Origin of the sequence: Halomonas sp. GT, from assembly GCF_002082565.1 — a bacterium.
In the GTDB taxonomy this organism is placed as follows: domain Bacteria; phylum Pseudomonadota; class Gammaproteobacteria; order Pseudomonadales; family Halomonadaceae; genus Vreelandella.
This window is the reverse complement of record NZ_CP020562.1, coordinates 2500999-2514165: the sequence shown is the minus strand read 5'-3', so window position 1 is coordinate 2514165 and position 13167 is coordinate 2500999. Positions and strand designations below refer to the sequence as shown.

Sequence of the window (13167 nt, the reverse complement as noted above, 5' to 3'; positions counted from 1 at the left end):
CTACATGCAAGTGCAATTGAATAATGAAGTGTCTCACGTTGCCTTTGGTGAGGCGTTGGGGCAGGCGCTGCAAGGTCACGGGCGTGTTTATTTAGAGGGCGACTTAGGCGCAGGAAAAACAACATTGACGCGTGGTATATTGCGAGCTTATGGCTATCAGGGGGCGGTTAAAAGTCCTACTTATACCCTGGTAGAACCCTATGAGCTGGGTGCGCAACGCATTTATCATTTAGATCTGTATCGTTTAGCAGACCCAGAAGAGCTTGAGTTCATTGGTGGGCGAGATGTGCTTGCCGATGACGCGCTCTGTTTGATTGAGTGGCCGAGCCGAGGTGAGGGTTGGCTTCCCGCGCCTGATTTGCGAGTGGCGCTGGAGGTGGCTGATCCTGGTCGCTTAATTACGCTAACCGCAGAAACTGACTTGGGTGAACGGGTGATCAGCGAGATGGTTAGCAAGCATGGCAGTGAAAAGCTTGAAAGTGGTGTAATTCAATGGCTATAAACAGCGCATTAAACTATCTGGCACGCAATGTGTCGTTTGGCTGTGTTCTTATGGTGGCAGGCGTGTCATCGCTGCAAGCGGCAACAGTAGAGAGCATGCGGCTGTGGGCGGCTCCTGATCATGCGCGTTTGGTGTTTGATTTGACGGCAGCGGCGAACGCTAATGTATTTTCCCTTGAGAATCCATCACGGTTAGTCATTGATCTGGATGAAAGTTACTTAGATACCGATGTATCTACGCTGCCACTTGATGGAAGCGCCATCGACGAAGTACGAACGGGTGTTCGGGACGGCGGCGGACTTCGCGTTGTTCTGGAGCTGAATCGTGAAATATCCCCACGTCATTTTACGCTGCCACCTAACGATCAGTATGGCCATCGTTTGGTTGTCGATCTTGAGTATCCTGGCGAGAGTGCGGTTGAAAATCCAATTGATCCCATTGAGGCGATGATTCGCGATCAAGAAATCCTTGCCCAACGAGCAAATACTCAGGCCCAGGCTCAAGCCCAGTCTCAATCTCAAGAGCAGTCTCAAGAGCAGGTGACCTACGAAGCACCATCACCCCAGCAGCAACCACCTGTCGAGGTTCAGCCCGCACAGCCGCATCCGCAGCGAGATGTTATTATCGCTATTGATGCAGGGCATGGTGGTGAAGACCCTGGTGCCATTGGTCCTGCTGGAACTCGTGAAAAAGACGTTGTATTGGAAATTTCTCGACGTCTTGCGGCAGAAGTGAATGGCACTCATGGTTTTAAAGCAGTGCTCATTCGAGATGGTGATTACTATCTAGGTCTGCGTCAGCGAACTCAGCTAGCTCGAGAACAAAAAGCCGACTTTTTTGTATCAATACATGCCGATGCGTTTACGAGTCCGCGGCCCCAGGGGAGCTCTGTTTATGCACTTTCCCAGCGAGGCGCAACGTCCGAAACTGCCCAATGGCTGGCTGATAGCGAAAACCGCTCCGACTTGATTGGTGGTGTTGACGGCAACCTTTCTTTGCGCGACAAAGATCAAGTGCTGCGAGGTGTGTTGCTAGACCTCACTATGACGGCAACGTTAAACGATTCGTTGTCGATTGGTGGTCAAGTGCTCGACCAATTAGGTCGTATCAACCGCCTCCATAAATCTCGTGTTGAACAAGCGGGTTTTATGGTGTTGAAATCGCCCGATATTCCGTCGCTACTTATCGAGGTAGGCTTTATTTCTAACCCTGATGAAGAGCGTCGCCTGCGTGATCCGGTTCATCAGAGTGGGTTATCAACAGCTATTTTCAATGGTTTGCGTGATCATTTCGAGCGCAACCCGCCGCCAGCGAGCCTATTGGCGTGGCAGCGTGACAATCAGCGTCGGCCGAGCGGTAACGAATACCGTATCCAATCGGGAGATACACTGTCAGCTATTGCCGTGCGCCATGGTGTGCCAGTGAATCAACTTAAACAGGCCAACGATATCAACGGCGACGTTATTCGTGTTGGCCAAGTGCTCCGCATTCCACGTTCATGATCATAAGTTTCCGAGGTGACGGTTGTCTGAATTGATCTCTTCGCTTACGCGCATTCATGTGCTTGATCCTCGTTTGGCAAACCAAATTGCTGCGGGTGAAGTTGTCGAACGCCCTTCGTCAGTGACGAAAGAGCTAATTGAAAACGCTATTGATGCTGGCAGTCAGCGAATTGAAGTAGAGATAGAGCAAGGCGGCGCTCGGCTTATTAAAGTGCGCGACGATGGCATCGGTATTGGTGAGCAGGATTTACCCCTGGCGCTTGCTCGTCATGCGACCAGTAAAATCAATAGCCTGGAAGATCTAGAAGGCGTGAGCTCGCTGGGGTTTCGTGGTGAGGCGCTGGCCTCGATCAGCTCTGTCTCGCGATTGGAGCTGATCTCTAATGCTGAAGAGGACCCGCGTCAAGGGTGGCGAGTGGTTGCTGAGGGGCGTGGCATGGAGGCGCGAGTGACGCCTGCGCCGCACCCCCGTGGTACCAGTGTCGCAGTGCGGGATCTGTTTTTTAATACGCCTGCGCGACGCAAGTTTTTACGCACCGAAAAAACAGAATTTGCCCATGTTGAAGAAGCTTTTCGTCGCCAGGCGCTATCGCGTTATGACGTAGCCTGGGTGCTGCGTCATAACCAGAAAGTGGTTCATCAATTGCCACCGGGTGTGACGCCAGCCGCTCGCGAGCGGCGTATCGCTTCGCTGTTGGGTAAAAACTTTATTGAGCATGCCCGCTACATCGAGCGAGAAGCGGGTGGGTTGCGCATCAGTGGCTGGGTTGGTTTGCCCACGCACTCTCGCTCCCAAGCAGATCAGCAGTATTTCTTTGTCAACGGACGTGTGGTGCGTGACCGTTTGGTAGCCCATGCCGTTCGTCAGGCTTATCGCGACGTGTTGTATAACGGTCGTCATCCAGTGTTTGTGCTTTACCTGGAGCTTGATCCAGACGTCGTCGACGTCAACGTGCATCCAACTAAGCATGAAGTGCGGTTTCGCGATGGTCGGATGGTGCACGACTTCCTTTACTCTAGCCTGCATCATTGTCTAGCTTCTTCTAAGCCTGCTGAAGAAGAACAGAGCACACCTCATGAGCATGAAGGTGAGCGTGGGGGGGAAGTAGTAGATGCAGTTGCCAAGGGCAATGCCGGTGATGCTGATGCTCAAGCGCCCGCTCCCCGTTGGCAGCAGCAGGGCATGGCGCTATCAGACCCTCCTGACCGCCACCCTGGGGCAGAGCGAGTTCGCCGCTTCATGCAGGGCTATCAAGCGCTGCATCCGGATCATGAAGCGTCGCTATTAACGCCGCAGCCGAGTGCGCCAAGCATTAACACATCAAAAGCGACGGAAGTGCGCGAGGCTCCGCTGGCGATGCCTGCGCATGATGCAACCACGGCGCCGCCGTTGGGCTTTGCGCTAGGGCAGTTGCACGGTGTTTATATTTTGTCGCAAAACGCTCAAGGGTTGGTGCTCGTAGACATGCATGCTGCTCACGAGCGAATTGTTTATGAGCGCATGAAAAACCAATTGGCCGCAGCCAATGGAATTGATACACAGCCGCTGCTGGTGCCTGTTTCCCTGGCCGCCAGTCGCGCCGAAGTGGCAACGGCGGAAAGCGAGCGCGACGCCATTGTCCAGTTAGGCGTTGAGCTAGATGTAGCGGGTCCAGAAACCTTGCTAGTTCGGCAATTACCAGCCCTATTGGCTCAGGCAGACCCCGAAGCCTTAATACGTCAAATGCTCGAAGAGTTATCGCGGTTTGGACGAACCCATCAGGTTGAAGCACGCATTCATGAGCTACTGTCGACCATGGCATGCCATGGAAGCGTTCGCGCAAATCGGCGCTTAACCATTGATGAAATGAACGCCTTGCTGCGAGATATGGAACGCACTGAGCGAAGCGACCAGTGCAATCATGGCCGTCCAACCTGGACGCAAATGAGCATGAAAGCACTCGACCGCCTGTTCTTACGTGGACAATAGATGCGGGTCGGTGAAGACAACGAATGGAGTGCTGAGAGCAGATGGTTGACACACGCCCCTGGGCGATTTTTCTAATGGGGCCTACGGCAGCCGGTAAAACCGACACGGCGATGGCTCTGCATGAACGTTTGGGGCATGAGCTGATCAGCGTAGACTCCGCGATGGTATATCGCGGGATGGACATTGGCAGTGCCAAGCCGAGTGCTGCCGAGTTGGCGCGTGCACCGCATCGTTTGATTGATATTCGCGACCCGTCTGAGCCATATTCGGCGGCTGATTTTCGTGAAGATGCGCTACAGGAGATGCGGCAAATCAGCGCGGCGGGCAGCGTGCCGTTATTGGTTGGCGGGACGATGCTCTACTTTAAGCGTCTAGTGGAGGGCGTTGCTAACTTGCCTGCTGCAGACGCCGCCATACGTCAACGCTTGGAAACTATTAGGCAGAATGAAGGTTTGGCGGCGCTTCATCGCATACTGGCTGAAGTGGATGCTGATTCAGCGCAGCGCATACATCCTAATGATCCACAGCGCCTAATGCGTGCGCTTGAAGTATATTATGTAAGTGGGCGTCCTATGAGCGAACTATGGGCGGAACAGCAGCCAGAAACCTTTCCCTGGCGGGTGATGTCGATAGCGTTAGCCCCTAGTGATCGCCAATTGCTACATAACCGCATTGCGGTGCGTTTTAAAACAATGTTGGCTGAAGGCTTGATAGATGAAGTAGCCGCCCTCAAACAACGTTCTGATATCCATCTTGGCTTGCCAGCAATGAAGAGTGTTGGCTATCGTCAGGTATGGGAGCACTTAGACGGTAAGTACGACAAAAACGAATTAGTTGAGCGCGGCGTGATAGCAACTCGCCAGCTCGCCAAGCGGCAGCTCACATGGTTAAGAAGTTGGCCGTCGCTTACGTGGGTAGACTCGCAGCAGCCTGACGTGTTGGATAAGGTGCTGAAATTCGTGCGTGAAAGCGGTGCTTAGCGTAAGATAGTGATTTCGTAAGCAAGTGTTTTCGAGTGGCCGGCTGGCTCTTTTGACAACACCAGGCCTTTCGGGCAACAAGATTGCGGCGCAGCACCAGTAGGGCGCGCCATTTATAACCAACCCCAACGACAGTTTTAGGGAGAGCAACATGTCCAAAGGGCAGTCCCTTCAAGACCCGTACCTGAACATTTTGCGCAAGGAGCGCATTCCGGTCTCTATTTTCCTGGTGAACGGCATTAAATTGCAGGGCCAGATTGAATCATTTGACCAGTTTGTCATTTTATTGCGCAATACCGTCAGTCAGATGGTTTATAAACACGCTATTTCCACGGTAGTGCCTTCGCGCAATGTGCGTTTGCCGGCACAAGATCCCGCCGCGCCCGACGCGGAAATCTAACACCGTTGGATAGCTAGAGAGTCCACGAGGTATTGATTGTTTTTTGAGCGCCCAGATGCCGGTGAAACGGCAGTGCTTGTTCATGTTGATTTTCATGATGAGCAAGCACGTGAAGACCCGGGTGAGTTCTTAGAGCTCGTGCGCTCTGCTGGTGCAGAGCCTGCGACGTTACTCACCGCTAGCCGACAGCGCCCTGATTCCCGAACGTTCATCGGGTCAGGCAAGTTGGAAGAGCTGCGAGCACTGCTCGCAGCTCACCAAGCAGAGTTGGTGATCTTCAACCACAGCTTAAGCCCCTCCCAAGAGCGCAATCTTGAGCATGAGCTCAAGTGTCGAGTACTCGATCGTACTGGTTTAATCCTCGACATATTCGCGCAGCGGGCAAGAACCCATGAGGGCAAGTTGCAGGTAGAGCTTGCCCAGCTTGAATATATGTCCACTCGCCTAGTGCGCGGTTGGACCCACCTAGAGCGTCAGAAGGGCGGCATCGGTTTACGCGGCCCTGGCGAAACGCAGCTAGAAACTGACCGACGTTTGTTACGTGGGCGCATTAAGTCTATCCATAAACGGTTGGATAAGGTTCGCAGTCAGCGAGACCAAAACCGCCGCGCCCGGTCGCGTGCTGAAATTCATAGTGTGTCATTAGTTGGCTACACCAATGCTGGTAAATCGACGCTGTTTAACGCGCTTACCAATGCCGAAGTGTATGCGGCTGATCAGCTATTTGCCACGCTTGATCCCACACTTCGCCGTCTCGAAATTGAAGACGTCGGCCCAGTGGTTATGGCTGATACAGTCGGCTTTATTCGCCATTTGCCCCACAAGTTGGTTGAGGCTTTTCGAGCGACGCTTCAGGAGGCTGCAGAAGCATCACTGTTGGTACATGTAATTGATGCTGCTGACCCTGATCGTGATGCTAACGTTGAGCAAGTCGATCGTGTGCTTAAAGAGATAGGCGCAGATAGTGTGCCGGTTCTCAAAGTCATGAATAAAATCGACCGATTAGACAGTGCGCCGCGAATAGAGCGCGATGGCCACGGCGTCCCCGAGGTTGTGTGGCTCTCTGCGCAGCAGGGGCAAGGCCTTGACTTACTTCATGAGGCACTAACCGAGCGTCTAGCCAATGATGTTATTGGCTTCTCGCTTACGCTATCGCCGGAACAAGGTAAGCTTCGTGCTGGCCTACATGAGCTGAACGCAGTTCGTAAAGAATATTTTGATGAGCAAGGACAGTCTGTTCTAGACGTGCGCTTGCCCAGGCGCGATTTTAATCAACTGATGGCTCAACTTGGTGAGCGTGCCAACACTTACTTACCTGTCGCTTTGCGCGAGAATGACGAATGGTAGCCAAAAGGCTATGTGGCGTTTAAGAGCTTGCGTATATGTGAACCAGGGTAGAAGTATGGTACAAGATTTATATAGTAATAATATTAAAAGCACCGGCCTTGCTAACCGTGAGGCTAAGTGCAGGTGAACACCTTAGTGGAGAAGAAGTATGGCCTGGAATGAGCCCGGTGGTGGCAACCAGCACGACCCCTGGAGCGGTGGTGGCCGACGTGGTAACAACGACGGTGATCGCGGCGGAAATAATGGTGGAGGTAATAATGGTGGCAATAATCAAGGTCCTCCCGACCTCGATGAAGCACTGAAGAAATTCCAAGATAAGTTAAACGGAATGCTGGGTGGTGGTGGCAAAAAGCGTAATGGTGGTAACGGGAGTGGTAAAAGTGGTGGTGGTAAACCGCGTAACTCTCTAGCGCTACCTGGTTTGCTAGTCGTTGTCGCTTTAGCTATCTGGGCCGCATCCGGTTTTTATCTGGTCGACCAGTCTGAGCGTGGCGTCGTGCTGCGTTTTGGTGAGTATCAGGGGATTGTAGACCCAGGTCTGCAGTGGAATCCGCCGTTAATTGACGATGTTCGTATGGTGAACGTAACCCGTGTTCGGTCAGTTTCCCAAACACAGTCTATGCTGACCCGAGACGAAAATATCGTTGAAGTGGAGATTTCTGCTCAGTATCAAGTAGCTAATCCCCGCGACTTTGTATTGAATGTACGTGATCCAGCACTTTCTATCGAAAATGCCTTGGACTCCGCTTTACGACACGTTGTCGGCGGCACTGACATGATCGATATTTTAACTTCTGGTCGTGAAATTTTAGGTAGTTCTGTGGCAAGCCGCCTCCAATCTTATTTGGATGCTTACGGTGCTGGTATTCGTCTGCAGACGATCAACATTGAGTCAACCTCAGCGCCTGCGCCTGTTATCGATGCTTTCGATGATGTTATCCGCGCACGTGAAGATCGGCAGCGCACCATTAACGAAGGGATGGCTTATGCCAATGCCATTATCCCAGCGGCTCAAGGCCAAGCGCAGCGTGTCGTTGAGCAAGGTCAAGGTTATAGAGAGTCGGTCGTGGCTGAAGCACAAGGTCAGGCTAACCGCTTTAACGCATTATTGACTGAGTATCGCAACGCGCCTGACATTATGCGTGAGCGTATGTACTTGGATGCGATTGAAGACGTCTTTGGTAATACTCCTAAAGTACTACTGGATGTAAGTGAAAATGCGCCTTTGATGTATCTGCCACTAGATCAAATGCGTGGTGGTAATGCTGGTGGCAGTAATACTTCTTCTAGTAACAGTGGTGATGGTAGTGGTGAGTCGATTGATCCGCGGGTTCTGGATTCACTGAGGGGAAGTCAGAGCAATTCTTCATCCTCGTCATCCAGTAATCCCATTCGCAGGGAGGGCCGCTAAATGATTAATAATCGATCCCTGCTAATTGTAGGTGGCTTGGCCGCTGTGGCTTGGCTAGCTAGTAATAGCTTGTATGTAGTGGATGAAACTGAGCGTGCTGTAAAGCTACGCTTTGGTGAAGTCATCGAAGAGAATATTCAGCCAGGGCTGCATGTCAAAATTCCGATTGCGCAAACGATTCGTAAGTTTGATACGCGCTTGCTGACCCTTGATACTGATACCAGCCGCTACCTGACCCTTGAGCAAAAAGCGGTTATCGTTGACTCCTATGTAAAATGGCAAGTGATTAACCCCACTCGCTATTACGAGGCCACTGCCGGCGATGAAATGATGGCAATTCGCCTGATTCAACCGCGTGTAGATGAAAGCTTACGTAACGAGTTTGGTCGCTTAAATCTTCAGGAAATTATCGCCGAACGTCGCGATGATCTGATGACAGGGCCTACCGCTGAGCTTGATGAGTTGATGAGAGACGAGCTTGGTGTGGCAGTTCGTGATATTCGTATCAAGCGTATCGATTTGCCAGAAGATGTATCGGCTGCAGTATTTGAGCGGATGCGTTCTGAGCGTGAGCGTGAAGCTCGTGAATGGCGTGCACAAGGTCAAGAAGAGGCTGAGCGTATTCGCGCTAACGCTGATCGTCGACGCCAGGTACTGCTTGCCCAAGCCAATGAGCGTTCCGAAACGCTACGTGGTGAAGGTGACGCAGAAGCGGCAGCAATTTTCTCCCAGGCTTATGGTCAGGATCAGGAATTCTTCGCTTTCTGGCGCAGCTTGAACGCTTATCGTGAAAGCTTCGCAGGTGATAACAACCTGCTGGTGCTTGAGCCAGATAGTGACTTCTTCCGCTATCTGCGCAGCGCGGTACCAAGCAGCGGTGAGTAATTATATGTGTATCCAGCCCCGCAAGGTTATGCAGTTTTAGCGGGGTTCATCTGGCGCACAAACGTGATAGACTTAATTAACCGGGCGTCGCCCGGTTTTTTTGTGGCCCTCATTTCGCTAGCGCTTGTCTATGAACGCTTAAAACGCGTCTTGATGTAGCTGCTTGTTTGGGCCTTCATTGTCTCGCAGGATTGTTCACATGACCATCGCTGACCGCTGGCTATTGCCCGACGGCATGGATGAGGTGCTGCCGCCTCAGGCAAGCCGCATGGAAGAGTTGCGCCGTGCGCTGCTTGATCTCTACCATTGCTGGGGCTACGACCAAGTAATGCCGCCGCCGGTGGAGTTTTTGGACTCCTTGCTTACGGGTACCGGCACCGATTTAGATCTTCAGACGTTTAAATTAACTGACCAGCTAACGGGCCGAATGATGGGTGCATCTGCCGATGTGACACCTCAAGTGGCGCGTATGGATGCTCACTCGCTAAAGCGACAAGGGCCGGTTCGGTTGTGCTACTGCACGAATGTGTTGCGTGCTAAAGCCGACCAACACCAGGGCGGTCGAAGCCCTGTGCAGGTAGGCGTCGAATTATTTGGACACGCAGGTTTAGAAGCTGACGGTGAAATTATTCATTTGGCGTTGGCTAGTTTAAAAGCAGCGGGCGCAGATGAAATTCACCTGGCGCTGGGGCATATTGGCATTTATCGTAGCCTTGTTGAGGCAGCCGCGCTAAGTGATGAGCAGGAGCGGGCGCTGTTTGAAGCATTGGCGCTGAAATCACCGGGACAGTTAGCTGAGTTAGTTCGCCGTAGTGTCAGCGATCCAGCCCTGGCAGATATGCTGATGGCGCTTGGTGAACTGCATGGTGATGCGAGCGTGCTAAGGCAGGCGCGTGACCGTTTTGCCGGTGCGCCTGCGCCGGTGATGGCGGCACTTGACCAGTTGGAAGCGCTGTATAGAGGCATATTGGCGCGCTTTGATGTTTCGCTCTATTTTGATTTGGCGGAGCTGCGTGGTTATCAGTACCACACCGGTATGATGTTTGCTGCCTATGTGCCTGGTTATGGTCATGCATTGGCCAAAGGCGGGCGCTATGATGATACTGGTCGTGCTTTTGGCCGTGCGCGTCCGGCGACCGGTTTTTCTATGGATTTAAAACAATTGGCCTCCCTGGCGCTGGCTTCACCCAGCCAGGGTGCTGTTTGGGCGCCTGCCCAAGAAGAAGAGTCGCTTAACGCTGCCATTGCTGCGCTGCGTGAGCAGGGTGAACGCGTGATTCAAGCGCTGCCTGGGCAGCGTACTGGGCCGGCGGAGCACAGTTGTGACCGCCGTCTTGAGTTTATTGACGGTCGTTGGCAGACAATGACCCTGACACAAGAGACGAGTGCATAATGGGTAAGAATGTCGTAGTCCTGGGTACCCAATGGGGTGATGAAGGCAAAGGCAAGATTGTTGACCTGCTCACCGAGTCAGCCTCAGCAGTGGTGCGCTTTCAAGGCGGTCATAACGCAGGCCATACCTTAGTGATTGACGGTGAGAAAACGGTTCTTCACCTGATTCCCTCTGGTGTGCTGCGTCCAGGCAAAACCTGTGTGATTGGTAATGGCGTCGTATTGTCGCCTGAAGCGCTGATCAAAGAGATTCGTGAGCTTGAAGAAAAAGGCGTGCCGGTGCGTGAGCGCCTGCGTTTATCACCGGCTTGTCCGTTGATCCTGCCTTACCATGTGCGCTTGGATCAGGCGCGTGAGAAAGCGCGCGGCATTGCTAAGATCGGCACCACTGGTCGTGGGATCGGGCCCGCTTACGAGGACAAAGTTGCACGTCGTGGTCTGCGTTTAGGCGATATGCTTCATCGTGAGCGCTTTGCCTCGAAGCTTGGCGAAGTATTGGACTACCACAACTTTGTGTTGGTGAACTATCACGGCGAGCCAGCGGTGGACTTCCAGGAAGTACTGGATACTGCTATGCAGATGGCCGAAGAGCTACGGCCTATGGTCACAGACACCGTTAGTATGGTGCACGATCTGCGTAAAGCCGGTGAGAATATCCTGTTTGAAGGTGCTCAAGGCTCGCTGTTGGATATTGATCACGGTACCTATCCCTACGTCACCAGCTCTAATACCACGGCTGGTGGAACGGCTACCGGTTCCGGTGTTGGCCCGCTTTACCTAGACTACGTACTGGGTATTACTAAAGCCTATACCACCCGCGTTGGTTCTGGCCCTTTCCCAACGGAGCTTTTTGACGACCATGGCCGTCATTTAGCTGAGCGTGGGCATGAGTTCGGTGCAACCACGGGCCGAGCGCGCCGTTGTGGTTGGTTTGACGCCGTAGCGTTGCGTCATGCAGTACAGATCAATTCGGTTTCTGGTATCTGCCTAACCAAGCTTGATGTTTTGGATGGCCTGGAAAATATTCGTGTGTGCGTGGGCTATCGCAGTAAAGATGGCGATGTTCTGGATAATCCGGTTGATTCAGAAGGCTACGAAGCTGTAGAGCCGCTGTACCAAGATCTACCAGGCTGGAAAGAGTCTACCCTGGGCGCTAAAAAGGTTGAGGATCTACCCGCCAATGCGCGTGCTTACATCAGCTTCTTAGAAGAGCAGGTAGGCACCAGCATCGATATTATCTCAACCGGTCCTGACCGTATGGAAACCATTGTTCTGCGTAATCCGTTTGATGGCTAAACCAGCACTCTTTCACGACCAGCACTCTTCCTCGAATAGTTAGTGTGACTGTAAGTGTTTGAAGCTGTTAGGCGATTGAAAAAGGGGCGATTAAATCGCCCCTTTTTCTTTAAAGTAAGTTCTTTAAAGCAAGTTCTTTAAAGCAAGCCTATTAAAACTAAAAATCGATACCGCGACGGGCTTGCAGGCCATTGTTAAACGCGTGCCGTACCTCTTGCATCTCTGTCACAGTGTCCGCCATTGCCACCAAATCCCGGTGCGCATTGCGTCCGGTAATAATTACCGTTTGTTCTTGCGGTCGATTGATCAATGCTTGCGTAACGGTATCAATATCTAAATAACCAAACTTCAGCATGTAAGTAATTTCATCCAGTACGACGAGGTAAGTGGCTGGATCTGAAAGCATTTTTTCAGCTTCTTGCCATACTTCTTGGCAAGCCTGGGTATCTGACTCGCGATTCTGGGTGTCCCAAGTAAAACCCGTGGCCATGATGGCAACACTGAGATTTGCGTCTTCTTCTAGTCGATTGCGTTCACCGCACTCCCACAATCCCTTGATAAACTGCACGACACCGACTTTATAACCATAGCCAAGCGAGCGAGTGACGGTTCCCCAGGCAGCGGTGGTTTTGCCTTTACCATTACCCGTATTTATCAGTAGCATCCCACGCTGCTCGGTAGCGTTGGCAACTTTCTCGTCAACTCGGGCTTTCAGTTTTTCCATCGACGCTTTGTGACGTGCATCGCGATCGCTCATTGTCGGTGTCCATCGGTAGGTGATTAAGTAAATAATGGCTAGGTTAATTCATTCAGAAGCAATTGAACATTACCATGAACAGTTTTGTACAATGAGTTATAGATATTGTATAGATTTTTAGGGTTGAGGTGTTGAGATACACAATGTAAGAAATTGGCCGGTTGGGGGCTAGCTGCTCTAGAATAGTGGGTCATGTCTTACTAGGAATGGTGCCATGCCCTCATTTGATATTGTGTCAGAGTTTGATCAGCACGAAGCGTCCAATGCTATCGACCAAGCAAATCGTGAAGTGCAGTCGCGCTTTGATTTTAAAGGTGTTGATGCCAGCTTTTCACTTGAAGGAGAGAAAGTTCAGCTTGAGGCTGAGGTTGATTTCCAACTAAAGCAAATGCTCGATGTGTTGCGCAATCGGCTGATCGCACGTGGGATTGATGCCCGTTGTATGGATATTCAAGACCCGGTGTTGTCTGGTGTGAAAGCCCGACAGGAGGTTGTTCTAAAGCAGGGGCTTGACCAAGCTGAAGCAAAAGATGTGGTTAAGCGTATCAAAGCCAGTAAGCTAAAAGTACAGGCTCAGATTCAGGGTGAAAAAGTGCGCGTTACGGGTAAAAAACGCGACGATCTTCAGAGCGTGATGGCGCTTTTACGTGGCGAAGAGGGGCCTGAACTACCGTTACAATTCGATAACTTCCGTGATTAATTAACTCGATCGACAGTAATACGATG

At 51.9% G+C, this 13167-nt stretch carries 12 protein-coding genes; 11 read left to right on the top strand and 1 reads right to left on the bottom strand.

The window, feature by feature from the left end; all coding sequences use genetic code 11:
* Nucleotides 1-4: 4 nt before the first annotated feature.
* From tsaE to B6A39_RS11745, 10 genes are all read left to right on the top strand, one after another.
* A complete protein-coding gene (tsaE, locus tag B6A39_RS11790) occupies nt 5-502 on the top strand; it encodes a tRNA (adenosine(37)-N6)-threonylcarbamoyltransferase complex ATPase subunit type 1 TsaE (protein WP_083005909.1) in 498 nt (165 codons plus the stop codon).
* Between the two features lie 50 nt (nt 503-552).
* Complete coding sequence (locus tag B6A39_RS11785; RefSeq protein ID WP_083007901.1) at nt 553-2004, top strand: N-acetylmuramoyl-L-alanine amidase; 1452 nt, start codon at nt 553-555, stop codon at nt 2002-2004.
* 22 nt (nt 2005-2026) lie between these two features.
* On the top strand, nt 2027-3973 hold the full coding sequence (gene mutL / locus B6A39_RS11780) for a DNA mismatch repair endonuclease MutL (protein WP_442906240.1): 1947 nt from the start codon (nt 2027-2029) through the stop codon (nt 3971-3973).
* 41 nt (nt 3974-4014) lie between these two features.
* Nucleotides 4015-4953, top strand: a complete 939-nt coding sequence (miaA, locus tag B6A39_RS11775) for a tRNA (adenosine(37)-N6)-dimethylallyltransferase MiaA (protein WP_083005906.1) — start codon at nt 4015-4017, stop codon at nt 4951-4953.
* A gap of 151 nt (nt 4954-5104) precedes the next feature.
* Complete coding sequence (gene hfq, locus B6A39_RS11770; protein ID WP_083005902.1) at nt 5105-5353, top strand: RNA chaperone Hfq; 249 nt, start codon at nt 5105-5107, stop codon at nt 5351-5353.
* A 36-nt stretch (nt 5354-5389) separates the two neighbouring features.
* Nucleotides 5390-6700: a ribosome rescue GTPase HflX gene (gene hflX, locus B6A39_RS11765; RefSeq protein WP_083005898.1), complete on the top strand. Its 1311-nt coding sequence runs from the start codon at nt 5390-5392 to the stop codon at nt 6698-6700.
* A 148-nt stretch (nt 6701-6848) separates the two neighbouring features.
* Nucleotides 6849-8111 carry an FtsH protease activity modulator HflK gene (hflK, locus tag B6A39_RS11760; protein ID WP_083005895.1) on the top strand — a complete coding sequence of 421 codons (1263 nt, stop codon included), beginning with the start codon at nt 6849-6851 and terminating at the stop codon, nt 8109-8111.
* Entirely contained in the window at nt 8112-8996 is an 885-nt protein-coding gene (hflC, locus tag B6A39_RS11755; protein ID WP_083005891.1) for a protease modulator HflC, read from the top strand.
* A 199-nt stretch (nt 8997-9195) separates the two neighbouring features.
* The gene (locus B6A39_RS11750) at nt 9196-10389 is read left to right on the top strand and encodes an ATP phosphoribosyltransferase regulatory subunit (RefSeq protein ID WP_083005887.1); all 1194 of its coding nucleotides are present in this window, start codon (nt 9196-9198) and stop codon (nt 10387-10389) included.
* A complete protein-coding gene (locus B6A39_RS11745; RefSeq protein WP_083005882.1) occupies nt 10389-11684 on the top strand; it encodes an adenylosuccinate synthase in 1296 nt (431 codons plus the stop codon). The genes B6A39_RS11750 and B6A39_RS11745 overlap by 1 nt, the downstream gene beginning before the upstream one ends.
* Before the next feature lie 157 nt (nt 11685-11841).
* On the opposite strand, the gene cobO is transcribed toward B6A39_RS11745, so the two are convergent.
* Nucleotides 11842-12441, bottom strand: coding sequence for a cob(I)yrinic acid a,c-diamide adenosyltransferase (gene cobO, locus B6A39_RS11740; RefSeq protein ID WP_083005878.1), 600 nt, complete (start codon nt 12439-12441; stop codon nt 11842-11844).
* A gap of 214 nt (nt 12442-12655) precedes the next feature.
* Here cobO and B6A39_RS11735 point away from each other — a divergent pair, with 214 nt between their 5' ends.
* On the top strand, nt 12656-13141 hold the full coding sequence (locus tag B6A39_RS11735; RefSeq protein WP_038485589.1) for a YajQ family cyclic di-GMP-binding protein: 486 nt from the start codon (nt 12656-12658) through the stop codon (nt 13139-13141).
* The last annotated feature ends 26 nt before the right edge of the window (nt 13142-13167 follow it).

What these genes read in the sequence shown, in the direction of transcription:
- B6A39_RS11745 (WP_083005882.1), top strand. Translation starts at nt 10,389, where the DNA reads ATGGGTAAGAATGTCGTAGTCCTGGGTACCCAATGGGGTGATGAAGGC.
- B6A39_RS11735 (WP_038485589.1), top strand. Translation starts at nt 12,656, where the DNA reads ATGCCCTCATTTGATATTGTGTCAGAGTTTGATCAGCACGAAGCGTCC.
- cobO (WP_083005878.1), bottom strand. Translation starts at nt 12,441, where the DNA reads ATGAGCGATCGCGATGCACGTCACAAAGCGTCGATGGAAAAACTGAAA.
- B6A39_RS11750 (WP_083005887.1), top strand. Translation starts at nt 9,196, where the DNA reads ATGACCATCGCTGACCGCTGGCTATTGCCCGACGGCATGGATGAGGTG.
- B6A39_RS11785 (WP_083007901.1), top strand. Translation starts at nt 553, where the DNA reads ATGGTGGCAGGCGTGTCATCGCTGCAAGCGGCAACAGTAGAGAGCATG.
- hflK (WP_083005895.1), top strand. Translation starts at nt 6,849, where the DNA reads ATGGCCTGGAATGAGCCCGGTGGTGGCAACCAGCACGACCCCTGGAGC.
- hflC (WP_083005891.1), top strand. Translation starts at nt 8,112, where the DNA reads ATGATTAATAATCGATCCCTGCTAATTGTAGGTGGCTTGGCCGCTGTG.
- miaA (WP_083005906.1), top strand. Translation starts at nt 4,015, where the DNA reads ATGGTTGACACACGCCCCTGGGCGATTTTTCTAATGGGGCCTACGGCA.
- hfq (WP_083005902.1), top strand. Translation starts at nt 5,105, where the DNA reads ATGTCCAAAGGGCAGTCCCTTCAAGACCCGTACCTGAACATTTTGCGC.
- tsaE (WP_083005909.1), top strand. Translation starts at nt 5, where the DNA reads ATGCAAGTGCAATTGAATAATGAAGTGTCTCACGTTGCCTTTGGTGAG.